Origin of the sequence: Aliiroseovarius sp. F47248L, from assembly GCF_023016085.1 — a bacterium.
GTDB lineage: Bacteria > Pseudomonadota > Alphaproteobacteria > Rhodobacterales > Rhodobacteraceae > Aliiroseovarius.
In genome coordinates, this window is the sequence record NZ_JALKBF010000001.1 from 3038670 (window position 1) to 3063031 (window position 24362).

27 protein-coding genes are annotated in these 24362 nt (G+C 60.3%); 16 read left to right on the top strand and 11 right to left on the bottom strand.

Going from position 1 to position 24362, the window contains the following annotated elements; all coding sequences use genetic code 11:
- Nucleotides 1–4 precede the first annotated feature (4 nt).
- Both dapA and smpB read left to right on the top strand, forming a co-directional pair.
- The gene (gene dapA / locus MWU51_RS15030) at nucleotides 5–877 is read left to right on the top strand and encodes a 4-hydroxy-tetrahydrodipicolinate synthase (RefSeq protein ID WP_247038477.1); all 873 of its coding nucleotides are present in this window, start codon (nucleotides 5–7) and stop codon (nucleotides 875–877) included.
- 75 nt (nucleotides 878–952) lie between these two features.
- Complete coding sequence (gene smpB, locus MWU51_RS15035; RefSeq protein ID WP_242115291.1) at nucleotides 953–1429, top strand: SsrA-binding protein SmpB; 477 nt, start codon at nucleotides 953–955, stop codon at nucleotides 1427–1429.
- 67 nt (nucleotides 1430–1496) lie between these two features.
- Here the strand turns inward: smpB and MWU51_RS15040 are convergent, their stop codons facing one another.
- From MWU51_RS15040 to MWU51_RS15050, 3 genes are read right to left on the bottom strand one after another with little or no spacing between them, the layout of a single operon-like run.
- Complete coding sequence (locus tag MWU51_RS15040; protein ID WP_247038479.1) at nucleotides 1497–3257, bottom strand: bifunctional molybdopterin-guanine dinucleotide biosynthesis adaptor protein MobB/molybdopterin molybdotransferase MoeA; 1761 nt, start codon at nucleotides 3255–3257, stop codon at nucleotides 1497–1499.
- Nucleotides 3254–3874 (bottom strand): molybdenum cofactor guanylyltransferase MobA, encoded by a 621-nt coding sequence (gene mobA / locus MWU51_RS15045; RefSeq protein ID WP_247038481.1) that lies wholly within the window; start codon nucleotides 3872–3874, stop codon nucleotides 3254–3256. The genes MWU51_RS15040 and mobA overlap by 4 nt, the downstream gene beginning before the upstream one ends.
- Entirely contained in the window at nucleotides 3871–4755 is an 885-nt protein-coding gene (locus tag MWU51_RS15050) for a formate dehydrogenase accessory sulfurtransferase FdhD (protein ID WP_247038483.1), read from the bottom strand. The genes mobA and MWU51_RS15050 overlap by 4 nt, the downstream gene beginning before the upstream one ends.
- Nucleotides 4756–4808: 53 nt before the next feature.
- On the opposite strand from MWU51_RS15050, the gene MWU51_RS15055 reads away from it, so the two are divergent.
- Together MWU51_RS15055 and MWU51_RS15060 are read left to right on the top strand one after the other, a co-directional pair.
- The gene (locus MWU51_RS15055; protein ID WP_247038485.1) at nucleotides 4809–5525 is read left to right on the top strand and encodes an AzlC family ABC transporter permease; all 717 of its coding nucleotides are present in this window, start codon (nucleotides 4809–4811) and stop codon (nucleotides 5523–5525) included.
- A complete protein-coding gene (locus MWU51_RS15060) occupies nucleotides 5522–5851 on the top strand; it encodes an AzlD domain-containing protein (protein ID WP_247038486.1) in 330 nt (109 codons plus the stop codon). Before MWU51_RS15055 ends, MWU51_RS15060 begins: the two co-directional genes overlap by 4 nt.
- 9 nt (nucleotides 5852–5860) lie before the next feature.
- On the opposite strand, the gene MWU51_RS15065 is transcribed toward MWU51_RS15060, so the two are convergent.
- The 3 genes from MWU51_RS15065 to MWU51_RS15075 form a co-directional block, all read right to left on the bottom strand.
- The gene (locus MWU51_RS15065; protein WP_247038488.1) at nucleotides 5861–6457 is read right to left on the bottom strand and encodes a hypothetical protein; all 597 of its coding nucleotides are present in this window, start codon (nucleotides 6455–6457) and stop codon (nucleotides 5861–5863) included.
- 34 nt (nucleotides 6458–6491) lie between these two features.
- Nucleotides 6492–6626 (bottom strand): aa3-type cytochrome c oxidase subunit IV, encoded by a 135-nt coding sequence (locus MWU51_RS15070; protein ID WP_247038490.1) that lies wholly within the window; start codon nucleotides 6624–6626, stop codon nucleotides 6492–6494.
- A 79-nt stretch (nucleotides 6627–6705) separates the two neighbouring features.
- Nucleotides 6706–7167: a DUF6173 family protein gene (locus MWU51_RS15075; protein ID WP_247038492.1), complete on the bottom strand. Its 462-nt coding sequence runs from the start codon at nucleotides 7165–7167 to the stop codon at nucleotides 6706–6708.
- Between the two features lie 149 nt (nucleotides 7168–7316).
- Between MWU51_RS15075 and MWU51_RS15080 the strand changes: the two genes are divergently transcribed.
- Nucleotides 7317–8267 (top strand): NAD(P)-dependent oxidoreductase, encoded by a 951-nt coding sequence (locus MWU51_RS15080; RefSeq protein ID WP_247038494.1) that lies wholly within the window; start codon nucleotides 7317–7319, stop codon nucleotides 8265–8267.
- Here MWU51_RS15080 and MWU51_RS15085 read toward each other — a convergent pair.
- Nucleotides 8264–9307 carry an MBL fold metallo-hydrolase gene (locus MWU51_RS15085; RefSeq protein WP_247038496.1) on the bottom strand — a complete coding sequence of 348 codons (1044 nt, stop codon included), beginning with the start codon at nucleotides 9305–9307 and terminating at the stop codon, nucleotides 8264–8266. The two genes, MWU51_RS15080 and MWU51_RS15085, sit on opposite strands and share 4 nt — an antisense overlap.
- Nucleotides 9304–11025: an acyl-CoA dehydrogenase gene (locus MWU51_RS15090; protein ID WP_247038498.1), complete on the bottom strand. Its 1722-nt coding sequence runs from the start codon at nucleotides 11023–11025 to the stop codon at nucleotides 9304–9306. The genes MWU51_RS15085 and MWU51_RS15090 overlap by 4 nt, the downstream gene beginning before the upstream one ends.
- Nucleotides 11026–11130: 105 nt before the next feature.
- Here MWU51_RS15090 and MWU51_RS15095 point away from each other — a divergent pair, with 105 nt between their 5' ends.
- Nucleotides 11131–12087: an L-threonylcarbamoyladenylate synthase gene (locus MWU51_RS15095; protein WP_247038501.1), complete on the top strand. Its 957-nt coding sequence runs from the start codon at nucleotides 11131–11133 to the stop codon at nucleotides 12085–12087.
- A gap of 7 nt (nucleotides 12088–12094) precedes the next feature.
- Here MWU51_RS15095 and MWU51_RS15100 read toward each other — a convergent pair whose 3' ends face one another.
- Nucleotides 12095–12673 (bottom strand): YqgE/AlgH family protein, encoded by a 579-nt coding sequence (locus MWU51_RS15100; RefSeq protein ID WP_247038502.1) that lies wholly within the window; start codon nucleotides 12671–12673, stop codon nucleotides 12095–12097.
- Nucleotides 12674–12794: 121 nt separating this feature from the next.
- Between MWU51_RS15100 and MWU51_RS15105 the strand changes: the two genes are divergently transcribed.
- The 10 genes from MWU51_RS15105 to MWU51_RS15150 all read left to right on the top strand — a co-directional run bounded on the left by MWU51_RS15105 (nucleotide 12795) and on the right by MWU51_RS15150 (nucleotide 22420).
- Nucleotides 12795–13616, top strand: a complete 822-nt coding sequence (locus tag MWU51_RS15105) for a protein-disulfide reductase DsbD domain-containing protein (protein ID WP_247038504.1) — start codon at nucleotides 12795–12797, stop codon at nucleotides 13614–13616.
- Nucleotides 13617–13849: 233 nt separating this feature from the next.
- Nucleotides 13850–14077 (top strand): DUF6732 family protein, encoded by a 228-nt coding sequence (locus MWU51_RS15110; protein ID WP_247038506.1) that lies wholly within the window; start codon nucleotides 13850–13852, stop codon nucleotides 14075–14077.
- Between the two features lie 3 nt (nucleotides 14078–14080).
- Nucleotides 14081–15304 carry a sirohydrochlorin chelatase gene (locus MWU51_RS15115; RefSeq protein WP_247038508.1) on the top strand — a complete coding sequence of 408 codons (1224 nt, stop codon included), beginning with the start codon at nucleotides 14081–14083 and terminating at the stop codon, nucleotides 15302–15304.
- Nucleotides 15301–15993, top strand: coding sequence for a precorrin-8X methylmutase (locus MWU51_RS15120; protein WP_247038510.1), 693 nt, complete (start codon nucleotides 15301–15303; stop codon nucleotides 15991–15993). The genes MWU51_RS15115 and MWU51_RS15120 overlap by 4 nt, the downstream gene beginning before the upstream one ends.
- The gene (gene cbiE / locus MWU51_RS15125) at nucleotides 15990–17189 is read left to right on the top strand and encodes a precorrin-6y C5,15-methyltransferase (decarboxylating) subunit CbiE (protein ID WP_247038513.1); all 1200 of its coding nucleotides are present in this window, start codon (nucleotides 15990–15992) and stop codon (nucleotides 17187–17189) included. The genes MWU51_RS15120 and cbiE overlap by 4 nt, the downstream gene beginning before the upstream one ends.
- The gene (gene cobI, locus MWU51_RS15130) at nucleotides 17186–17887 is read left to right on the top strand and encodes a precorrin-2 C(20)-methyltransferase (RefSeq protein WP_247038515.1); all 702 of its coding nucleotides are present in this window, start codon (nucleotides 17186–17188) and stop codon (nucleotides 17885–17887) included. Before cbiE ends, cobI begins: the two co-directional genes overlap by 4 nt.
- Nucleotides 17878–19677, top strand: a complete 1800-nt coding sequence (gene cobJ, locus MWU51_RS15135; protein WP_247038517.1) for a precorrin-3B C(17)-methyltransferase — start codon at nucleotides 17878–17880, stop codon at nucleotides 19675–19677. The genes cobI and cobJ overlap by 10 nt, the downstream gene beginning before the upstream one ends.
- The gene (gene cobM, locus MWU51_RS15140; protein ID WP_247038519.1) at nucleotides 19674–20465 is read left to right on the top strand and encodes a precorrin-4 C(11)-methyltransferase; all 792 of its coding nucleotides are present in this window, start codon (nucleotides 19674–19676) and stop codon (nucleotides 20463–20465) included. The genes cobJ and cobM overlap by 4 nt, the downstream gene beginning before the upstream one ends.
- A 59-nt stretch (nucleotides 20466–20524) precedes the next feature.
- The gene (locus tag MWU51_RS15145; protein ID WP_247038521.1) at nucleotides 20525–21988 is read left to right on the top strand and encodes a deoxyribodipyrimidine photo-lyase; all 1464 of its coding nucleotides are present in this window, start codon (nucleotides 20525–20527) and stop codon (nucleotides 21986–21988) included.
- 75 nt (nucleotides 21989–22063) lie between these two features.
- On the top strand, nucleotides 22064–22420 hold the full coding sequence (locus MWU51_RS15150) for a hypothetical protein (RefSeq protein WP_247038523.1): 357 nt from the start codon (nucleotides 22064–22066) through the stop codon (nucleotides 22418–22420).
- Nucleotides 22421–22437: 17 nt separating this feature from the next.
- Here the strand turns inward: MWU51_RS15150 and MWU51_RS15155 are convergent, their stop codons facing one another.
- Both MWU51_RS15155 and MWU51_RS15160 read right to left on the bottom strand, forming a co-directional pair.
- Nucleotides 22438–22989: a L,D-transpeptidase family protein gene (locus MWU51_RS15155; RefSeq protein WP_247038525.1), complete on the bottom strand. Its 552-nt coding sequence runs from the start codon at nucleotides 22987–22989 to the stop codon at nucleotides 22438–22440.
- Nucleotides 22990–23067: 78 nt separating this feature from the next.
- Entirely contained in the window at nucleotides 23068–24240 is a 1173-nt protein-coding gene (locus MWU51_RS15160; RefSeq protein WP_247038527.1) for a MalY/PatB family protein, read from the bottom strand.
- Nucleotides 24241–24362 lie beyond the last annotated feature (122 nt).

Consider the following 24362-nt stretch of genomic DNA (forward strand, 5'->3'; position numbering starts at 1 on the left):
TGTCATGTTCAAAGGATCTCTTCCTGCCCTGGTCACGCCGTTCAAGGACGGCGCAGTGGATTTCGACGCGCTTAAACGCTTGGTCGAATGGCATATTTCCGAAGGTTCGCACGGCTTGGTGCCAGTGGGAACAACCGGAGAAAGCCCGACGCTGAGCCATCAGGAACACGAACAGGTGGTCGAGGCGGTTGTGACAGCCGTTGCGGGCCGTGTACCCGTAATCGCCGGGGCTGGGTCGAACAGCACGGCCGAAAGCCTGCGTCTGGTGAAGCACGCCAAAGCTGTGGGTGCGGATGCCGCGTTGGTTGTCACGCCATATTACAACAAGCCCACACAGGCGGGGATGATCGCGCACTATTCGGTACTGGCCGAGGTTGGTATTCCGATCATCATTTACAATATCCCGCCGCGTTCGGTGGTGGACATGTCGCCAGCGACGATGGGCGAACTGGCCAAGCTGGACATGATTGTTGGCGTCAAGGATTCATCCGCCGATCCGGGCCGGGTTGCCATGCAGCGCATGACCTGCGGCAAGGATTTCATTCAACTGTGCGCCGAAGATCCGGCGGCGGTTGGTTACAATGCCATGGGCGGGGTCGGTTGCATTTCCGTCACCGCAAACGTCGCGCCGAAACTGTGCAGCCAGGTGCAAGCGGCGACACTGGCGGGAGATTTCGCCAAGGCGCTTGAATTATCCGACAAGCTGATGCCGCTGCACCGCGCGATCTTCCTTGAACCCGGTGTGGCCGGTGCGAAGTATGCGATGTCACGACTGAGCCTTTGTGATGGCGAACTGCGCTTGCCAATGGTCGAGGTGACCGATGGCACCAAAGCACAAATCGACGATGCCCTGCGTCAGGCAGGTTTACTGAACTGATCAAAACAGCCCGGTCGTCTGTGAATTGAGTTGGCCGGGCTGGACAGCGCCCGACCGAACGCCTACATCCGCGTCATGGCCAAGACGAAAGATGACCCCAACTACAAGGTAATCGCCGAGAACCGGCGGGCGCGGTATGATTACGCGATCGAGGAAGATGTCGAATGCGGCATCGTTCTGATGGGGTCCGAGGTCAAATCCCTGCGTCAAGGCAGCTCCAATATCGCCGAAAGCTATGCGGCGGTGGAAGATGGCGAACTTTACCTGACCAACGCCTATATTGCGCCCTATAAGCAGGCCGTGACCTGGGGCCATCTTGAGCGTCGCAAGCGCAAGCTGCTGGCGTCAAAGCGCGAGATTGCGAAGATGTGGAACGCGACCCAGCGCAAGGGCATGACCCTTGTGCCGCTGGTGATGTATTTCAATCACAAGGGTCTGGTAAAGATCAAGATCGGCATCGCAAAGGGCAAAAAGGCCCATGACAAGCGCGCGACCGAGGCGAAGCGCGATTGGGGCCGCCAGAAACAGCGGTTGTTGCGGCACGGGGATTAAGGGGCGTTGCCCCTCAGCGCGGACGTGCATTCACCCTAGGATATTTTAGGCCAGAAGAAACAGTGGGTCAGGTCAGGCCGAAGCCTGTGTAGGGCAGGAAGCGCACGGGTGTACCGGGGGTGATCTTAAGCGCCTCGTCTGGCAGTTCGACCAGTCCGGTGGCCCAGCTGAGGCCGGAGATGCGGCCTGAGCCTTCGGATTTGAACACCTCTGCATGGCCGTCCTTGTTCAAGCGCGCGCGCAGGTATTCGCGGCGTCCGGCTTTCTTTGATTTCGAGAATGCGGCGGGCAGGTCAAAGGCTTGTGGGGTGAGCCACGGGCCCCCCGCGAGTTTCGAGAAAGCCGGACGGGCGAAGATCAATGTGGTGATCAGGGCTGCGACCGGATTGCCGGGCAGGCCGAAGACGGGCGTGCCGTTCCATTGGGCAAGTGCCAGCGGGCGGCCCGGTTTGATGGCGATGCGCCAATGGTGCAGCGATCCGGTCTGTTCAAGCAGGGCCGAGACATGATCTTCGTCGCCCGCCGATGCGCCGCCAGAGGTCAGGATGACATCGGCTTTTGTTGCGGCATCGTCAAAGGCTTGGCGCAGCTTGTCCCGATCATCTGCGACATGGCCCAGATCGACAGGCAGGTAGCCCCAGTTTTCCGCCAGCGACAGCAGCATGGGGCGATTGGCGTCATAAGTGCGGGCGACATCCAGCGTTGTGCCCGGCTCGGCCAACTCGTCGCCGGTGGACAGGACGCCGACGCGCAGGCGGGCGTGGACCTCTGCGTCCGCGATGCCGAGCGCTGACAGAAGCGCCACATCCGGCGCGCGCATCTTGTGACCTGCGGGCAGGGCGAGCTTGCCCGCTGCCACGTCTTCGCCAGCGGCGCGGGCGTTTGCGCCGGGTTTCACGCCGGCCGGGAAGCTGATGATCGAGCCGTCAACTTGCACATCTTCCTGCATGACCACCGTATCGACCCCGTCGGGCAGCAAAGCGCCTGTCAGGATGCGGATGGCGTGGCCCATCGGCACGGTGCCTGAAAAAGGTGTGCCCGCCGCAGCACGGCCATCGACAAGGGGAACTTTAATATTGTCGCCATCGGGAAGGCCCGCATAGGCGAAGCCATATCCGTCGACCGCCGCGTTGGCGCCGGGGGGATTGGCGCGGGCGGCCATATGGTCCGAGGCCAGGATACGGTCGCGGGCATCTGCCACCGGGATCATTTCGGTGCCGGTGATCGGGGACAGGCGGCTTTCCAGCGTCTCAAGCGCCTCATCAACTGGGGTCCAATTCACACCGGGCGGCAAGGCGAAACAATCATTTGCCAGCTTGGGCGCGCTGCGAGGGGTCATGCCGGTCGCAACTTCGATGAACGCTGCGATTGCATCTGTGTCATCAAGGTCAAATACCGGCAGGCCGAGCGCGGGTAGGGGCGTGTCGCTGGCCACCGCACGGATGGTATGGTTCTTCGGGGCTAAGAGCGCCTCGCCTGCCGATGCGCGGTGGGCCTCGATTTTCGGATGAGGCGCGGATTTGAACCCTTCGACCAGCACCAGATCGCAAGGCGTCAGGCGGGCGATCAGATCGGTAAGGCGTGGTTCATCCGTTTCCCGCAGTTCGTGCAGGATCGAGACGCGCGCGGACGAGGCCAACACCACTTCTTGCGCACCAGCTTCGCGGTGGCGATGGGTGTCGGTGCCGGGACGTTCCAGATCGACACTGTGATGGGTGTGTTTCAGGGTCGAAACCCGCAAGCCCTTGGCAGCGAAATGGGCCACCAACCGTTCCATCAACCCGGTTTTGCCGGAGTTCTTCCAGCCTGTGATGCCAAAGATTTTCAAGGTGCGGACTCCAACAGGGATTGTGCGCGGGTAAGGTCTTGGGGGGTGTTCACGTTGAAAAACGGGTCGAACGGGTCGGGGGCAAAGACGGCCTGCGCCGCGCCGTGCCGCTCGGTCCACTGGACCACTTTGCGCAGCCCGTCTCCAATGGCCGCGCGCAGGTCATCGCGCAAGCTGACGTCCCACAACCCGAAAGTCGGTTGACGCATTGGGCCGCGTTCCGGGTCAAGCGTGGCGGCAAGGGCAATGGGGGCGTGGGCGTCATGGGCCGCCTGCGTCAGCTGATCGACAAGATCGCGTGGAAAAAACGGCGTGTCGGCGGCGACCGAGACAACATGGGTCGCGCCCTGCGCCGCTGCCCAATCCAACCCCGCAAGCACACCGGCCAAAGGCCCGGCGAAACCGTCGATGCTGTCAGGCACAACCGGTAGGCCTAGTTCGGCGAACCGCGAAGGGTCGCCGTTGGCGTTCAGGGCCATCGCGCCTACCTGCGGCGCCAGCCGGTCGATAACTTGCGAAAGAAGCGTTCCATCCCCCAAAGGAAGCAACCCCTTGTCGCCGCCGCCCATCCGCGTTGCAAGCCCCCCGGCTAGGATGATCCCGTCGGGTTTGGTCATTCACCAGCCCCCTTTCGGCGGTGCTTGCGGTCTTCGTGGATCACGTGGGCGGGGTCCGTGTCGCGGATCAGGCGGTCTTCGCCGGACAGGCAGGTGAACCGTTGGCCGCGCATCCGCCCGATCAGGGTCAGGCCGATCTCGCGCGCAATCTCGACCCCCCAAGCGGTAAAGCCGGAGCGAGAAACCAAAATCGGAATGCCCATCTGTGCGGTCTTGATCACCATCTCAGATGTCAGGCGACCCGTCGTATACAGGATCTTGTCGGCACCCGTGACGCCTTCGGACAGCATCCAGCCCGCCACCTTGTCGACGGCGTTGTGGCGGCCCACATCCTCCATATAGACCAGCGGGCGGCCTTCCTGGCACAGGACCGTACCGTGAATGGCACCAGCTTCAAGGTAAAGCGACGGGGTGCGGTTGATCTTCTGTGCCAGCGTGTAAAGCCACGAGGTTTTCAGCGGCGCGGGGGGCAGGGTCAACCCCTCCAGCCCCTCCATCATGTCACCAAAAACGGTGCCGACAGCACAGCCGGACGTGCGCGTTTTGCGGGCCAGCTTATCCTCGTAATCCGTTTCGATTTCTGTGCGGACTACGACAGTGTCGATGTCTTCGTCATAATCTACTCCGGTGATCTGATCTGTGTCCGACAACATGCCCTGATTGCGCAGAAACCCAAGCGCCAGATATTCAGGATAATCTCCGATGGTCATCGCGGTGACAATCTCGCGTTTGTTCAGGAAAATTGTCAGCGGGCGCTCTTCTACGACAGACGTTCGGATGGGTATACCTGCTTCATCATGGCCAGCGACTGTCCGTGTCAGACTTAGGTCGGCAGGGGTAGGCGCGATCAGATAGTCGGAAAGATTGTCTTTGGTGGCCAATTGAAACTCCTGCCATGACGCCGTAAGCGTAGTGCGCAACTTAGGACCCGAATATGACTTCGTCCAACCCCAAAAGACACTTCCTGCGCGGTGTGCGTGATGCGTTGCCGTTTATTCTGGTGATCGTTCCGTTCGGCGCGTTGTTCGGCGTGGTGGCAACCGAAGCCGGTTTGAACTTGGTCGAGGTGATGAGCTTTTCGGTGCTGGTGATCGCGGGCGCTGCACAGTTCACCGCCGTTCAGTTAATGACCGAGAACGCGCCGACAATCATCGTGATCCTGACAGCACTGGCGGTGAACCTGCGTATGGCAATGTATAGCGCCTCTTTGACCCCATATTTGGGGCAGGCGCCATTATGGAAGCGCGCACTTGTCGCTTATTTTATGGTTGATCAGGCCTACGCCCTGTCGCAGATCAAGTTCGAGATGGAGCGTGATCTAACGGTCTCTGAACGCATCTCTTACTACGTCGGCACGGTCGCACCTCTGGCACCATTGTGGTATGTCGCAACCTATGTGGGGGCGGTGGCGGGCGCGCAGGTTCCGCCTTCGCTTGCGCTGGATTTCGCGCTGCCGATCACCTTTCTTGCAATGATTGCGCCCGCATTGCGCAGCTTGGCGCATGTGGCCGCAGCGACGACATCTGTTATTCTGGCGCTTTTGATGACTTGGATGCCTTATGGTTCGGGCCTGCTTGTGGCGGCCATCGGCGCGATGATTGTAGGGGCGCAAACCGAACTCCTGATGGCAAGAAAGGCAGAGGTGGAATGAGCGTTGATCACACCACGATCTGGATTGTCATTTTTGCGCTGGCAATCGGCAGTTTTCTGATCCGGTTCAGCTTTCTGGGAATTGTCGGTGATCGTCCGATGCCAGAATGGTTGCTGCGCCACCTGCGCTATACACCTGTTGCGGTGCTGCCAGGACTGGTCGCCCCGCTGGTTCTGTGGCCTGCCGCGACAGACGGGATACCTGACCCGGCGCGCCTGTCGGCGGCGCTGGTCACATTGTCCGTTGGGTATTTCAGCCGCAATGTTCTGGCGGCGATCTTGTCCGGCGCGGCCACGCTTTATGCTCTTCTCTACGTGCTGGGATAGGCGTGCGGATCAAATGCCGCGCGTCAGAATCTCGCCGTTTTCTTCCGGATCGTCGTCATAGAACTTTCGTTCGGTCACACCGGGCAGAGCGCCAAACTGTTTCATGATTTTCTTTGGAAACATCGAGGGCGAGATGGATTGGAACCCCGGCAAACTGCGCAGGATAGCTCCAACCGACGTGGCGCATTGCGCCTTGGGAACCGCGCCATAGCGTTCTACGGCACGGATTGCCATTTCTGCAACTTGCGGACTGACCACGATGTCCTGTTGCACGACGTGATAGGTGATGCGGGCGTGGTAATCGATATAGAAATCGACAGCCTTGTCCGTCATCCCATAATGGACATCGTACCTTTCGGGCAAGTTGGGATGGTGCCACGTGCCAGCTGGATCAAAGATCAGGCGCTCGGAACCGTTGATCAAAAGTGATGAATGCGCACCTGCTCCGGATTTGTTTGAAACCACGGTAAACAGAGTGATCTTGGTCGGCCCACCATGACGATACTTTGCACGCGCCACAGCTTCGTCGCTTGCCCAGACGTTATCTGCGCCACCGCAGGCCGCAAGTGTCAGCAAAAGCGACACAGCCATGATCAATCGCAACATTGGGAAATCCTTACTACACCGACAGGTCGTGATTTCAGGCGTTGAACATCGCCAGCAGGATCAGAACCACCAAAAAGGCGATGACTGCACGGGCCGAGATTTTTACGAACCCTTCAAAGGTTTTCTCGTGTGTGCCGGTGTCCATCGTGCCGTGTACGTGATCTTCCATGGTTTGTTTTCCTGTTCAAAACTGTGTTGGTGTTCCGAATAACCGATTTGAAACCGCCTGTCACGAGCCGGATTGCACGTTACGCTTCTGCGTCGTTACCCTCTTCTAGCTCGGCAGCCAGCTGAAACCCGATGCGATTGGGGGCTTCGCTTTCCACCAGTTTGGGTAAGGCGCGCAGCATTACCGAAAGTTGACTGACATGCTGGATAAGCTGTGTTTTCATGCCTTCTCCGTCCGACCCATAGAAGGTCAACACATCAGGATCGAAATAGCCGATCCCCTCAATCCGAAGCACACCGGCGTCGCCACCGGTAAAGCCCATCGCGATTTCATGTTCGTTGTCCAACTGCTCTTCGAAATTCTTGATATAGAGGATCAGCCGCTCATAAGCCCATTCCGCTGGGCTTTTCTGTTCCAGCGGCGTTTCGGCAACTTTCTTGGGCAAGGGTTTGTCATCAACGACAACCGGACCATCCTCACTGCATTTTGCGGTGCGCGCGCGGGGCGGGTTGGAACGGGTTGTCTGCTTTTTCTTCGCCATCTGGCCTCACAACGATCTACAGTTCTCTGAGTCCTTTGTGGCACAAGCAAACAATGGCGTCACGTGACGATCACGAGAGCAGGTGCATCTTGCTTTCGGGGGAGAATGCTGGGCTTGATCGGGGGCTCAGGGATAGTGGAGGGACTACTATGAAAATCGGTTTCGTCGGTTTGGGGAATGTTGGTGGGAAACTGGCAGGCAGCTTGCTGCGCAACGGCAAAGATATAACGGTGCTTGATCTAAACCCAGAGCTTGTCGCGAATTTTGTCTCACGCGGGGCAAGGTCGGCGGACGATCCTGCCGGCTTGATGCAAAACTGCGATATCGTCATCACTTGCCTGCCGTCGCCTGCTGCTTCGGATGCTGTGGTTAGCCAAATGCTGGATCACGTGCGACCCGGCAAAATCTGGCTGGAAATGTCCACCACTGACGAGGCTGAAGTCAAACGCTTGGGCGCCGAGGTGATCGCGCGCGGCGGTGATGCGGTCGATTGCCCGGTGTCGGGCGGATGCCACCGGGCAGACACCGGCAATATCTCGATCTTTGCAGGCTGTGACCGGGCGACGTTTGAACGGGTGCTGCCCCTTCTAACCACGATGGGGCGGCGCATTTTGCACACTGGCCCGCTTGGCTCGGCCTCGGTTCTGAAGGTTATGACAAATTACTTGGCAACTGCCAATTTGCTGACGTGCTGCGAAGCGATGGTGACGATGAAAGCCGCCGGCCTTGATCTTGCGACAACCTATGAGGCGATCAAAATCTCGTCTGGCACCTCGTTCGTGCATGAAACAGAAAGTCAGGTGATCCTGAACGGATCACGCGACATTTCCTTCACCATGGATCTTGTGAAAAAGGACATCGGCTTGTTTCAGGCCATCGCTGATCGGGCAGGCGTGCCGCTCGAAATATCACCTTTGATGGTTAAGATTTTCAACGACGGCATCGCGCGCTACGGCGATCGTGCGCAATCAGACGACATCATTCGCAGACTGGAAGAGGCGACAGGGCTGGACATCACCGCCCCCGGTTTCCCCGCCGAGATGGTCGATGATGAGCCAGAGGAACCGGGACACGAAGTGGTGCCGCGTGGGCGCAGCTAGGCATTTTGCCACAGCCACGCGCCATCTTCGCGACGCGTGCGGGTGACGCGGCCTTCGTGCAGCAGATGGTTTAGATGGCCCACAGCCTCGACGAGGGCCAGCCCATATTCACCGCCTGAAATTTCACGCTTGAACAGGGGCGGGAAACAGTCGCCAGCCACATGGGGTTCGGTCAGAAACTCCTCCAGCCGGTCCAATGCGTGGTGATGGTTGCCAATCAATTGGCGCATCCGGGTGGGCAGACCGGTGAAGGGCAGCTTGTGCCCGGGCAGAACCAGTTGATCAGGCGTCGCATAGTGCGACAGGCGTTCGCAGGCTTCCAGCCAATCACCAACCGGGTCAGCCGCGGGTTCGGTGGCATAGACTCCAAGATTCGGGCTGATCGTGGCTAGTAGCTGATCACCGCCAATGACAAGCGCGCCATCAGTGGACCACAGCGTCGCGTGTTCTGGCGCGTGCCCATTGCCAATGCGCACATCCCAATCGCGCCCGCCAAAGTGAATGCGGTTGCCTTCTTTGATTCGCTTAAAGCCCAGCGGCATGTCGGCGACGATGTCGGCATAGTTGAAGGGCCGTTCGGTCAGCCGTTTCTCGTAAACGTCCCGCGCCATGCCCGCCGCGCGCCAGTAAGCCAGCGTTTCATCCACTGGCACCATCTGTTCATCCAGCAACAACATACGCGCAAAGAGCCACGCGGTACGCGTTGTGATCAATTCCGCGCCGTGGTCACGCTGGAACCAACCTGCCAGCCCGACGTGATCAGGGTGGTGGTGGGTCACGATCACCCGCACAATGCGTTTCCCGCCCAACGGGCCTGCAAGCAATTTTCCCCAGATTTGGCGGGTTCGTCTGCTGTCAAAGCCGGTATCAACAATTGTCCAGCCTTCGGGGTCTTCGAAAGCAAAGACATTCACGTGATCCAACGCCATCGGCAGGGGCAGGCGCATCCACAGAGCGCCCGTTGCCACTTCTACGACTTCGCCTTCGCCCGGAGCATCCGGGAAGGGGAAGCGCAGGGTGCTTGGCGTCGGTTCGTTCACGACGCCAGGTCTTCCGGGCTAAGCGTGTAAAGCCCTGCCGCCCCTGTGCGGGCTTGCACAAGATGCGCTGTATGTTCCGGCAGCAAGCGATTGATGTAGAAGCGTGCAAGTTCCGACCGTGGCCCCATGCCACCTTCGGCAATCGCTGCGCGGAGGTGGAAATGTGCCCCCACAACTCGGGCGAACCCCATCAGGAAAGGAACCGCTCCGGCAAAACGGTCCTGCATATCGGTTTGTTCAACCATCCATTCGATTGTTTCGCGCAGATCTTCAGCGGCAGACCAGACAGCTTCGGTCATTTTGGGAAACTCGGCGCGGGCGGCTTCGGCCTGCGCTTCGATCTCGTCCAGCAGGCGGAAGGCGGCCTCGCCCCCGTCCATCATCTTGCGGCCGACAAGGTCCATCGCCTGAATGCCGTTCGTGCCCTCATAAATCGCGGTCACGCGCACGTCGCGGGAATGCTGAGCAGCACCGGTTTCTTCGATGAACCCCATGCCGCCATGCACCTGAACGCCAAGATGGCTGACCAGCATCCCGACCTCGGTGCCATACGCTTTGACGATGGGGGTCAGAAGGGCGGCGCGCGCCTTCCATTCCTCGTCGCCTGTCGCGCGGGCCATATCAATTGCAAGCGCAAGCGACATCGCCATTGATCGTGCGGCAAACAGCTCGGTCCGCATCTGGGTCAGCATGCGGCGCACATCGGCAAAGTCGATGATCGCACCGGTTCCTTCGTCCCCCAAGGGGGTGCGGCCCTGTTTGCGTTCCATCGCATAGGCCAGTGCTTCCTGATAGGCACGTTCGCCCACGCCGTAACCTTGCACGCCCACACCCATGCGGGCGTTGTTCATCATGGTGAACATCGCGGCCATGCCCTTGTGCGGCTCGCCGACCATCCAGCCTTTGGCCCCTTCGAAGGACATCACGGCGGTGGGGCTGCCATGCAGGCCCATCTTGTGTTCAAGGCTGACGACGCGCAGGCTGTTTGGCTCGCCCGGGTTGCCGTCAGCATCGGGGATCAGTTTGGGGACCATAAACAGGCTGATGCCCTTTGTGCCCGGCGCACCGTCGGGCAGACGGGCCAACACCAAGTGGCAGACATTCCCGGTGATGTCGTTGTCGCCCCACGAGATAAAGATCTTCTGCCCGGTGATCGCATAGGTGCCATCGCCGTTATCTTCGGCCTTGGTGGACAGCGCGCCCACATCTGACCCAGCCTGCGGTTCGGTCAGGTTCATCGTGCCCGCCCATTCACCACTGATCAACTTGGGCAGATACAGGTCTTTCAACGCGTCCGACGCGTGATGCTCCAATGCCTCGATCTGGCCTTGCGTCATCAAGGGGCAGAGTTGCAGCGACAGGCAACTGGCCGACATCATGTCATTCACGGCGGTTTGCAGGGTCAAGGGCAAGCCCATGCCGCCAAATTCGGGGTCAGCCGCCATGCCGATCCAGCCGCCATCCGCGATTGCCTTGTAGCCATCGGCAAACCCCGGTGACGTCCGCACCACGCCGTTTTCCAGCACAGCCGGGGTCAGATCGCCATTGCGGTTCAGAGGGGCAAGAATGTCCTCGCACATCTTACCGGCTTCGGTCAAAACGGCCATCGCCACATCGGGTGTGGCATCTGCAAACAGCTCGGTTTCGGGAAGCTGGTCATAGCCGATGACATGATCAAACAGGAACTGAAAATCGTCGGTTGTCGCGCGGTAGGTCATGGAAGTCCTCGGCAAATCTCTTGGCATCTGGGCAATAGGCCCTTAACTGGGCCCTTATACTTCCTTACTGAAGGTCAGTGGGGTGGCAAAGGAAAACGCAGCGTCATGAATGCGGACAGCTTGGAAACGGAAACATTGAAGGCGGACACAGCCGGGATCGCGCAAGCGGCAGAGCTGTTGCGCGCGGGCGCACTTGTGTCCTTCCCGACCGAGACGGTCTATGGGCTGGGCGCAGACGCCACGAACGACCACGCTGTTGCGCGGATATTCGAAGCCAAGGGCCGCCCTCAATTCAATCCGCTGATCGTGCATGTGCCGTCGCTTGAGGCGGTGAGAGACATCGCAACGCTAGATGGTGCAGCCCTTGATCTGGCGCAGGCGTTCTGGCCGGGGCCATTAACGTTGGTGTTGCCGCTAAAACCTGACGGCCCGTTGTCGGCCTTGGTCTCTGCTGGCCTGCCCACCGTCGCGGTTCGCGTGCCAGCCGATTCGCTGGCGACGAAATTGCTCAGGGTTGCGGGCGTCCCTGTCGCCGCTCCGTCTGCCAATCCATCAGGTCGCATCAGCCCTTCGACCGCTCGGCATGTGCTGGACGGCCTGTCAGGCCGGATCGAGGCGGTGCTGGACGGCGGTCCTTGCGAAGTCGGGCTGGAAAGCACGATCGTCGGGTTCGATCCCGCCCCGGTTTTGTTGCGCCCCGGCGGCCTGCCTGTCGAGGCGATCGAGGCAGCCCTTGGCGGCGCCATCGCCACCCGTCAGATCAACGCAGGGATCAATGCGCCCGGTCAGCTATCCTCGCACTATGCGCCGGACGCGGCGTTGCGCCTGAACGCCGAAACCGCTCGGCCCAACGAACGCCTGCTGGGTTTCGGGCATGTCGAGGCCGACCTGAACCTGTCCCCATCCGGCGATCTGGTCGAGGCGGCGGCCAACCTGTTTCGGTATTTGCACCAATTGGACGCCGAAGGGGATGCGCCGATTGCAGTGTCACCAATCCCTGATCACGGGATGGGCCGGGCGATCAACGACCGTTTGCGCCGGGCGGCAGCCCCTCGCGACTAGGGTGCGATTAGGCGTGCCCGCCTTCTGCCGACAGAAGCAGCGGGTCGATCCCCAGCTTCGCCAACGCAGCCTTCCATTTTCCTTCGCTGTCATCAGAGAAAACGATCGCCTCTTCCGCGTCGCAGGTTAGCCAGGCGTTTTGTTGGATTTCGGCTTCCAATTGCCCCGGCGACCAGCCCGCATATCCAAGTGCCGCCAGCGTGTTTTCGGGGCCATTACCATTGGCCATAGCCTCAAGAATATCGCGTGTTGCAGTCATCGAAAACGCATCATCCACTTTCAAAGTTGAGGCATCGTTGTCGTATTCCCCGGAATGCAAAACAAACCCCCGCCCGCCCTCGACAGGCCCTCCAAAAAACACATGCGCAGCTTTGGTCACGGCGCTTGCATCAATGTCCAGTTGCGCAAGAATATCGCCAAGCGAAACATCTGGTGCAGGCTTATTGACGATCAGCCCCATTGCGCCCTCAGGCGAATGGGCACACATGAAGACAACCGAATGTTCAAACCGTGGATCGCCCATGCCTGGCATCGCGATCAGGAGTTTGCCACTCAGGTCCATCGTGGTGTTGTCATCTACACTCATACCTTCAGCAAACCGCCGCGGATCGGGAAAGGCAAGACACAATGGCCGGAAAAGGTAACGATCTCTCCCCGAAAAGTGATTTCACATTACAGGTTCCACACCTATGTATCGGAGCATGAGCATGAAATCCGCCATATCCGCTGCCCTCGTTGCACTTGCTGCCTTCATCACACCCGCGTTTTCGGGCAGTGGGATGCCTCCTGCCCCTGAAGATGTGGTCAAGATCGATGTCCTGCCCGGTTGGCGGGATGCACAGGGTCATCACGTGGCGGCGTTGCGGATTCAGTTGGCAGACGGCTGGAAAACCTATTGGCGCGCACCGGGCGAAGCTGGAATCCCTCCCAGTCTGAATTGGCAAGGGTCAGGAAATCTGGCTGCTGTGAAATTTCACTGGCCGGTGCCTGAAGTGTTTCAAACCAGCGGTATGCAAACCATCGGCTATGCGCATGAATTGGTATTGCCAATGACGCTTGTGCCCAAGACAGAAGGCAAGCCTATTTCGCTTTCAGGTAACGTCAATCTGGGCGTATGTCTGGATGTCTGTATGCCGATGGACGCAAAGATTTCAGTCGAACTGCCAGCGCAAGGCGGCGGATCGAAAGCCCCGATCAAACAGGCGCTCCGCGCACGGCCGGATACGGCGCAAGAAGCTGGGCTGAAACGCGCCGTTTGCGAGGTTGAGCCCACAAAAAAAGGGTTGCGCGTCACCGTGAAGATCGAAATGCCTCAGCTTGGCCCGAACGAAGTGGTGGTGGTTGAAACGGCTGATCCATCCGTCTGGGTGTCGGAACGCGCAACCAAGCGGCAAGGCCGCGCTTTGACCACGGTGGCCGATCTTGTGTCCAGTTCCGGCAAACCCTTTCTGCTGAATCGGTCAAATCTGCGTATGACCGTTCTGTCGGCGGGGCGCGGAGTGGATATTCGCGGCTGCACAGGCAGCTGACCCCCGACACACAGAATCGACGAACAAGTGGCCATTGGTCGCCCTTGCACCCCATCGTGCCGCCTTTCCCGTTGCGAACCCTCTTTCCTGTGCCTATACGGATCAGCGACGAAGCCCATTGGGCCAGAGAGGTTGGCTGCCGATGATCGACCCGAATCGGGGATCGGATGCAGCGTCGTCGATGACAAGGGACAGCCTCTTTGCGCCCAGATTATGCGTGAAAGGATGTCTGTATGACCCGTCTGATACTTCTTGCCCTTGGCCTGCTGGCTGGCCCCGCCATCGCCCATCCCGGTCATATCGGAGAGATCGCGGGGCATGGTCATGTCGGCGGTATGATCCTGATCGGACTTGCCGCGGCCATCGGTCTTTGGGCGGCGCTGAAGGGCTCGAAGGGGACACAGGCGCAACCCGAGGATGACAGCGAAGACGCTGACACTGAAGAACCGCAGGAGGCATAATCCATGTCGAAGATTGGTGTGATGATCTGCGGGCATGGCTCGCGCAGCCAGGACGCGGTGGATCAGTTTGCCGTCTTAGCCGAGAAACTGCCCGCTTTGCTGCCGAAAGACTGGATGACCGATTATGGCTATCTGGAGTTTGCCAACCCGGTAATCCGCGACGGGCTGGATCGTCTGCGTGATGCAGGATGTGATCGCATCTTGGCCGTGCCGGGGATGCTGTTCGCGGCAATGCACACGAAAAATGACATTCCGACCGTCCTGAACACCTATGCCAAGAAGCATGGGATCGAAGTCAGTTATGGGCGCGAGCTGGGCGTGGACCCGAAGATGATCGCGGCGGCGGGTGACCGGGTGCGCCAAGCGGTTGATCGGGCCAATGCCGACCATGGCGAAGTGCCGCTGGAAGACACCTGCCTTGTCGTCATCGGGCGGGGCGCTTCAGACCCCGATGCTAACGGCAACGTCGCCAAAGTGGCGCGTTTGCTGCAAGAAGGTCTGGGCTTTGGGTGGTTGGAAGTCGGCTATTCCGGCGTGACCTTCCCGCTGGTTGAACCCTGCCTGAATCACGTGGTCAAGCTGGGCTACAAGCGGGTCGTGGTGTTCCCCTATTTCCTGTTCTCGGGCATCCTGATCGACCGGATCTATGGTTTCACCGACAAGGTCGCCGCCGCCCATCCCGAGATCGAATTCGTGAAGGCCGGGTATCTGAACGACCACCCCAAGGTGCTTGAGACCTTCGCCGAGCGGATCACTGAACAGCTTGGCACCGTTCCGCCGCCCAACTGCGGCACTTGTGGCTATCGCACTCAGGTTCTGGCGCTGGACGAAGGCGAAGACCGCACCATTCCGGTGGAAGACCGCGCCAAGCACCCGGCCTATGCCGACGTGCCGCCGCCCACCTGCGTGATGTGCAAATACCGGGTCGAGGTGCTGGGGTTTGAAGCCGAAGTCGGCGCCATTCAGGAAAGCCACCATCACCATGTCGAAGGGCAGGGGGCGTCTGCACCGGGGTCGAACGTGGCCGATTGTTCGTTCTGCGACACCTTCTGCACCGGCGAATGCCGGCTGTATATGGGGCATCACCATCATCATGACCACAGTCACGTTCATGATCACGACCACGGTCACGAACATCATCATCACGGTCATCACCATGATCACGTGCATGCCGAATATCCCCATGCAAAACATCCGCATGGACCTGAATCGGCCCGTTCGAAATGAGCGAAGGCGGCCGCTCTTCGGGCCCCAACGGGGCCGCTCCTTCGTGCCCGGCGCTCAGGTATGAGCGCGACCCGTCCGCCATCTATGCGCAGTCCTTCGCGACCCTGCGCAAAGAGGCGCGGTTGGACCGCTTTCCCGGCGGCATGGCGGCCCTTGCGACCCGTGTAATCCACGCCTGCGGCATGGTCGAAGTTGCAGATCGACTGGCCTTTTCTGCGAACGCCTATGAAACAGGTCACGCTGCTCTTAAGGCCGGTGCGCCTGTGTTTTGCGATTGCGAGATGGTCGGGGCGGGCATCATTCGCCGCTATCTGCCATCGGAAAACGATGTGATTGTCACGTTGAACGATCCGTCTGTGCCGGAACTGGCGAAGTCCATCGGCAACACACGCTCCGCCGCCGCGGTCGAGCTGTGGTTGGACCGTCTGGAAGGCGCGGTGGTCGCTGTGGGGAACGCGCCAACAGCCCTGTTCCACCTGCTTGAGCTGATCGATGCAGGTGCACCCAAACCTGCCGTGATCCTTGGCTTTCCGGTCGGGTTTGTGGGCGCTGCGGAAAGCAAGGCGGAACTGGCAAACAACCCGCGCGGCTGCGAATTTGTCGCCCTGCGTGGGCGGCGTGGTGGGTCTGCCATTGCCTCTGCTGCCGTCAACGCGTTGGCCGCCGGACTGCCGGAGGAGCGCGCATGACAACCCCTTGGCTACATATTGTCGGGATCGGAGAAGACGGCATCGCCGGGCTGACCCCCGCCACCCGCGCGGTTGTTGACGCCGCCGAGGTGATCGTGGGCGGCGCGCGCCACCACGACCTGATCGAAGGCGATGCCGAGCGACTGGCCTGGCCCTCGCCGTTTGACAGCCTGATAGACGAGTTGACGAAGCGCAACGGCAAACGGGTCGTTGTCTTGGCAACCGGCGATCCGCTTTGGTATTCGGTCGGTGCGAAAATTGGCCGTCATATCGACCCGGCGCAGATCGTTTACCACCCGCAAGTGGGCGCATTCCAACTGGCCGCCGCGCGCATGGGCTGGTCGATGGCGGACTTGGAGACGCTGACCGTGCATGGCCGCCCGGTTGAGCAGATGATCGCTTTCATCCAGCCCGACATCCGGCTTCTTGTTCTGACCACCGGCTCGGAAACGCCGGGCCAGATCGCCCGCTTCCTAACCGAACGTGGCTTCGGCAAATCGCGCATGACCGTGCTGGCCCATATGGGCGGCAAGGACGAAGCGCGCTTTGATGGCATTGCCGAAAGCTGGAACCACGCCGTGCCAGAGTTCAACACGCTGGCCGTTGAATGCGTCGCCGCGCCGGACGCCGCCCTTCTGCCGCGTGTGCCGGGCTTGGCTGACAAGCTGTTTCAAAGCGACGGCACCATGACCAAGCAAGAGGTCCGCGCTATTACACTGGCAAAGCTCATGCCGATGCGCGGGGCGCTTTTGTGGGACATCGGCACTGGATGCGGGTCGATTGCCATCGAATGGATGCGTGGCGCGCGCTATGCCCGTGCCATCGGGATCGAACCGCGCGCGGATCGCCGGGCCATGGCTGCCGCAAACGCCTTGGCGCTGGGCGTGCCGAAGCTGGATTTGGTCGAAGGTGAAGTGCCCGCCGCGCTGGACGGTTTGGAAGCGCCCGATGCGATCTTCATTGGTGGCGGATTGTCGGAACAGGTATTCGATGCCGCTTGGGCCGAGTTGAAACCCTTGGGGCGACTGGTCGCGAACGCTGTCACCATCGAAAGCGAGATGTGTCTTACCGCCCTGCACCAAAAACATGGGGGTCAACTGGTGAAGCTGTCCGTTGAACGCGCCGAGCCACTCGGGCCTCATTCCGGTTGGAAACCCCTGCGTCCCGTCACACAGTGGAGCCTGATCAAAAGATGAGCGGAACGCTTTACGGTGTGGGCCTTGGACCGGGTGATCCCGACCTGATGACGCTCAAGGCCGCGCGGCTGATCGGGGCTGCCAAAGTGGTTGCCTATCCGACGCTGGAGGGTGGCGACAGTTTTGCCCGTTCCATCGCTGCACATCTGATCGCCAAGGATGCGGATGAAATCGCGATGGACATCCCGATGACCGTCGAGCGTGCCCCTGCCCAGAAAGCCTATGACGTGGGCGCCGCCAAGATCGCCGCACGACTTGAGGCCGGGGATGACGTGGTCGTCCTGTGCGAAGGCGACCCGTTTTTCTATGGATCCTTCATGTATTTGTTTGCGCGGCTGGCCGATCGGTTCCAAACCGAGATCGTGCCGGGCGTCACGTCTGTCACCGCTTGTGCCGCACGGGCCCGCAGCCCGCTTGTCGCCCGTAACGAACGCCTGACCGTTCTGCCCGGCCCGCTGCCCGAAGACGAGTTGCGCGCCCGTATCGAAGGGGCCGAAAGCGTGGCGATCATGAAGGTCGGGCGTCACCTGCCCAAGATCCGCGGTGTGATCGAAACGTTGGGTCTGGTCGACAAGGCCACCTATGTCGAACGTGCCTCGCTGCCCGAAGAGGTCGTGCTGCCCCTGGCCGACGCCCCTGACAAAGCCCCCTATTTCTCGATGATCCTTCTTGCGAAAGGAAATGATCCATGGCTGTGACGCCCGTTGTAATCTGCCTGAACAGATCGGGCGAAGATCTGGCCCATCGGGTCGCCGAGCTGTTGGGCGCGCAGGTGCACGGGCGCGAGGGGCGGGTCAATCAGGCCGATGCCTTCTTCCCCAATGCGCTGGATCACGCACGGATGCTGTTTGCGGCGGGCACGCCCATTGTCGGCGTCTGCGCGGCGGGCATCCTGATTCGTGCGGTTGCGCCGCTTCTGGCCGACAAGACGACCGAGCCGCCCGTCGTGTCGGTGGCCGATGACGGATCGGTCGTCGTGCCGCTTTTGGGCGGGCATCGCGGCGCCAACCGTCTGGCCAGCCGGATCGCGACCGAGATCGGAGCAACCGCCGCCGTCACCACGGCGGGCGACGTGTCGTTGGGCGTCGCGTTGGACGAACCGCCCTTGGGTTATCGCCTTGCCAACCCCGCAGACGCAAAAGAGGCGATGGCAGAGCTGCTTTCGGGCGCGGGTGTCTCGATCACCGGCAAGAACATCTTTGATATCGAGGACACCGGCGGAGCGGTCGAACTGGCCGTCACCGACGCTCCGGTCGACACCGGCCCAACCCGGCTCGCCTATCACCCGCAACGCTTTGCGCTGGGCGTGGGCTGTGCGCGGGGGGCCGACCCGGACGAGCTTTGGGAAAACGTATCGGCGCAGCTTGGCGCGGCCAATATTGCACCAGGCGCGATTGCCTGCGTGACCTCGCTGGACCTGAAGGCGGATGAACCTGCGATGAACGCATTGGCCGCCCGACTGGACGTGCCATTCCGCGTGTTCACCGCGCAGGAGCTTGAGACCGAAACCCCGCGTCTGGCCAACCCGTCCGACGTGGTGTTTGCCGAAGTGGGATGCCACGGCGTGTCCGAGGGCGCGGCGCTGGCTGCCGCCGGACCAGGGGCCGAACTGGTCGTGCCGAAGGTGAAAACCGCCAACACCACCTGCGCCATCGCCCGCGCACCTGAGCCCATTACTGATATGCGCGGCCGGTCGCGCGGCAAGCTGTCGATCGTCTCCATTGGACCGGGTCAGCACACATGGCGCACGCCCGAGGCCAGCCGCCTTCTGCAAGAGGCCGAGGAGCTTGTGGGATACGGTCTCTATATCGACCTGATCGGCCCGCTGGCGGCAGGCAAGACCCGCTCGGAATTCCCACTGGGTGGCGAGGAAGACCGCTGCCGTTATGCGCTGGAGCAAGCAGGCAAGGGCAGAAACGTGGCGCTGGTCTGTTCGGGCGATGCGGGCATCTATGCGATGGGGGCGTTGGTTTACGAACTGCTCGACCGCAGCGCGGATGAGAAGGGCGTCAGCGACGCCGCGCGTCGGGTCGAAGTTGTCTCGACCCCCGGTGTGTCCGCCCTGCAAGGGGCCGCCGCGCGGGCTGGCGCGCCTTTGGGCCATGACTTCTGCGCCATTTCGCTCAGCGACCTCTTGACCCACCGCGAAGACATCGTGAAACGCCTGCACGCTGCCGCCGAAGGCGATTTCGTCATCGCCTTCTACAACCCCGTGTCCAAGAAACGCCGCACCCTGCTGGCCGAGGCACGCGATATCCTGCTGACCCACCGCCCGGCAGACACGCCGGTGATGCTGGCATCCAATCTGGGTCGTCCCACGGAACACATTCGCTATCGCAAACTGTCCGAGCTTGAAGTGGACGAGGTCGATATGCTGACCGTGGTTCTGGTCGGATCGTCCAACTCTCGCCTTGCGCAGTTGGGCGAAGGCCCCCGCATGTTCACCCCGCGCGGCTATGCCCGCCGCATTGACGGAGACCTGTCATGACTGTCTATTTCATCGGCGCCGGTCCCGGCGATCCGGAACTTTTAACCCTGAAAGCGCAGCGTGTGATCGGCGAATGCCCGGTTTGCCTTTACGCAGGTTCCTTGGTGCCGCCCGAGGTCGTCGCCTGTGCTCCCGAAGGGGCCAAGGTGATGGACACCGCCGCGATGACGCTGGACGACACCCATGCCGAGATTGTCGCCGCCCACACGCGCGGGCAGGACGTGGCGCGGGTGCATTCCGGCGATCCGTCGCTGTATGGCGCGATTGCCGAACAGATCCGACGTCTGAACGCCGACGGGATCGACTATCAGGTCATCCCCGGCGTGCCTGCCTATGCGGCTGCCGCTGCCGCTCTGGGGCAGGAATTGACCATCCCTGAGATCGCTCAATCCATCGTGCTGACGCGGATGTCGATGCAATCCACCTCGATGCCCGAAGGCGAAACGCTTGAGAATTTTGCCAAGACCGGCGCGACGCTCGCCATCCACCTTGCCGTGCGCAACATGCGCGAGATTGAGCGTGTGTTGACCCCCTACTACGGCGCGGATTGCCCCGTGGTCGTGGCCTATCGGGTCGGCTGGCCGGACGAGATGTTCATTCGCGGCACCGTCGCGGATATTCGCAAGAAAGTGCGCGCCGAAAAGATCACTCGCACCGCGCTGATCCTTGTCGGTCCTGCGCTGGACCGTGGACGCGATTTTAAGGATTCGGCGCTGTATGATCCGGCCAAACCGCATGTGCTGCGTCCGGTTGTCGGCGTTGATTTGGTCGAAGATCACAATACCTGATCCATTTGATGCTTCGATGCGTATTGTTCTCATGACGGAACCAGGCACGAGGTGATGGGATGAGCGCAAAAGAAACTGCGTTATTGTTGTTTCGCGATGATCTGCGGCTGTTGGATCACCCCGCGCTGACCGCTGCCGCGCAATCGGGCCATTGCCTGACCTGTGCGTTCATTCTGGACCCGGATGCGCCTTACGCGCCCGGTGGTGCGCGGCGCTGGTGGCTTCACCATGCGTTGGACTCGCTGGCAAAGCAGTTGGCTGACCTCGGTGGGCAACTGGTGTTGCGCACAGGTGCGACGGCCGATGTATTGGCTGATCTGCGCAAGGAGACAGGCGCGACCCATATCTATTGGTGCCGACGCTACACCCCCGACGAGGTCGCCGCCGACACCGCGTTAAAGGCCGATCTGACCGCACAAGGCTGCACCGTGCACAGCCATCCCGGCAGATACCTGCTGGAGCCATGGCGGGTCACGACCAAATCCGGCACGCCGTTTAAGGTGTTCTCCCCCTTCTGGCGCGCCTGCCGAGAAGAAATCCGCACCGCGGGGCTTGGCGACCCGTTGCCGGTGCCGAAGGACATCACGTTCGCCGATGAAGTCGCTTCCGTCTCGCTTGATGAATTCGACCTGTTGCCCAAAGCGCCCAATTGGGCCGAAGGGTTCACACCGCTGTGGCAGCCCGGAGAAGAGGGCGCGCTGGACCGGCTGGATGCATTTCTGGAAGAGGGCGCGCAAGGTTATGCCAAGGGGCGCGACTTCCCGGCAGAACCGCATACTTCGCGCCTGTCGCCTTTCTTGCAATCCGGCAACATAAGCCCTCGTCAGATTTGGGCGGCGTTGGACCGTGCCGAGCATTTGGGCCAGATGTTAGGCCGTGACGCCGAGAAGTTCCGCGCCGAACTGGGCTGGCGCGATTTCGCGGCCTATCTGCTGTTTCACAACCGCGATTTCGAGGACACCGAGTTTCAGCCCAAATTTCGCGACTTCCCATGGCGCTATGACACGAACGATCTAAACGTATGGCAAAAAGGCCAGACCGGGTATCCGATCGTCGATGCAGGCATGCGGGAGCTTTGGCAAACCGGATACATGCACAACCGTGTGCGCATGGTGGTCGCTTCGTTTCTGGTGAAACATCTGCGGATCGACTGGCGTGCGGGGCGTGATTGGTTCTGGGACACACTCGTGGATGGTGATCTGGCTTCGAACGCGGCCAGTTGGCAGTGGGTGGCGGGTTGCGGCGCCGATGCCGCGCCGTATTTCCGCGTATTCAATCCGATGACGCAGGCTGAAAAATTTGACCCAGACGGGGCCTATATCCGTCAATACGTGCCTGAAATCGCAAGCCTGCCGGACAAATTTCTGGCGACACCTTGGACAGCCCCGGCGGAAGTGCTTGCTGATGCCGGCGTCGTTCTTGGCAGAACCTATCCACAGCCCATAGTTGATCACGCGACCGCCCGAAACGCAGCGCTGGAGGTGTTTAAGTCCCTGTCGAATCCATCAACGGACACCGATTGACCGACCATCAGATGGAAACCTTCACTTGACCGTTCCACTTTCCATGCCATCATGTGCGGGGTTTGGAGGTGGAACATGCTGGAATTTTTGCCAAAAGAGGTGCGCGAAGGGCTGGACGCTGCGCGCAAGAAAGACCTCAAGAAGAAAAGCAAACTTCGGATACGCGTCAACGAAGAGGTATTTCCGATTCTGGACTTTTGGGATGGCGGTTTTTCCCTCGACGCAGAACGTGCCCCGCATTTACGCGGGCTTGTTGACCTCTATGACGGGTCGCGCCACCTTTATCAGTGCCTGATCATTGCGTCCGAAGAAGAGGACGGACAGATGAAATACGAATTCAAATGGCGGGCAGAGGCGCATGACAAAGCGCCCCTAGATTTTGCGCGGGAAGAAAACGCCCCGGTCGCGCTGATTGAAGAGCATATATCGTGACGTTGTAAGCAGCCGCTTCAAGGCCGGATTTCCACCGGCGTTCCAACTGGGGTGACGGACCACAGCTCTTCGATCTCGGTGTTAGACAGCGCGATGCAGCCATCGGTCCAATCCATCATGATCGGTTCAGGTTTTTTTCGCCTGTTAGGCTGGCCATGGATGAATATATCACCGCCCGGATCGACACCCTCTTCCAAGGCGCGGGCACGATCCTCTGCCAAGGGATAATCGATGCCCAACGACAGATGAAAGGCACTTTGATCGTTGCGACGATCTATTCTGAACAAGCCTTCCGGGGTTTTGCCGTCCCCCTCAAGCTTTTTGTCGCCCTCCGGCGCGAAGCCCAGCGCAATTTGATAGGTGCGCACGGGTATATCGTCTTGAAGCAGCACCATCCGCCGTTCTGCTTTCTCGATCACAATGCGGTCAATCTGGCCGACGATCGGCTCCAGTGTTGCGGGGGGCGCTGGAGGGGTGTAGCGGTCCCAAAGGATGAAGCCCAATACCCCGACAAGAGCCAGAAGCGAAAGCCGTGAAAAGAACTGTGCCAATCCATTCATGTCGCGCATTTGTGCCAAGCGCGCCATGTGTTCAAGGAAGAACGTGAGTTGAGATTCGCGTTAGGCGGTTCTCTGCCGGTTCAAATGCTATTGCAGGTCGCTGAATGCCCGCTTCATACGCACCACCGCTTCTTCCACCCGCGCGCCTTGGGTGGCGAGGTTGAATCGCTGGAACCCATCGCCACCGGTGCCGAAGGCTGGGCCGGGGCTGACTGCGATCTTGGCATCATCGCGAATGCGGGTCTCAACCTCTTCATGCGACATGCCTGTGCCTGAAAAGTTGACCCAAGCCAGATATGTGGATTGCAGGGGCATGGATGACACGCCCGGAATGCTGTTGATGCCTTCGTCGAACAGGGCTTTGTTGCGCGCCAGATGGGCGATCTGTTCATCCACCCAAACCGCCCCTTCGGGCGAATAGGCTGCGGTGATCATCGCCACGGCCAACATGCCGGGTGCATAGTCCAGCTTGTTAAGCTGGTTGTGCATCTCGGCCCGAAGCCTGCTGTCGGGAATGATCATGTTGCCGGTGCGTTGACCGGCGATGTTGAAGGTCTTGGATGGGGCGGTCAGCGTCACCAACCGCGACCGCGCATCAGGCGCGGCGACGGCCATCGGGACGAAGGTGTTTCCGGGATAAACCAGATCGTGGTGGATTTCATCTGACACCAGCAACAACTCGTTACGGTCAGCAAATTCCGCAACAGCGCGGAGTTCGTTTTCAGTCCAGACCCGGCCCGAAGGGTTTTGCGGCGAACACCACAGAAGTATCTTTTCGTTGCCTGTCAGGCGCGATTGCGCGTCGTCCAGATCAAGCTCGTATCCGTCCCCGCTTAAGGTCAGCGGACATTCCACCACCTCGCGGTTGTTCTTCCGGACTTTATGCGCGAATTCATGATAGACGGGTGTGAAGATCACGATACCATCGCCCGGTTCGCTCCAGACATTCAGGCACAGAGCAATCGCGTTGCCCAACCCCTGACTGGTCAAGACCCAATTCGGGTCGACATCCCAGCCGTGCCGGGTCTTCATCCACCATGCGACGGCGTTCAGATACTCGGGATATTCCCAGGAATACCCAAAGACACCGTGGTCGGCGGCACGCTTTACCGCGTCAATTACACATGGGGCTGTGGGGTAGTCGCTGTCCGCGGTCCACATGGCCAACCCGTCTTCAGGGGATACGCCAAACAACTTCTCCATCTTGTCCCATTTGGACGATTTGGTGCCGCGACGGTCGATGATCTTGTCAAAACTCATGGGGTCTCCTTTCTGGTGGCACGGTAGCGGTTTGGATGTAAGGTGCAAGCCGTGTTGCGTCATGTGCGACAAGAGGTTTCACCGCTTCGTTCTGACGCAACCATTGCGCAGCGAGCGCTCAT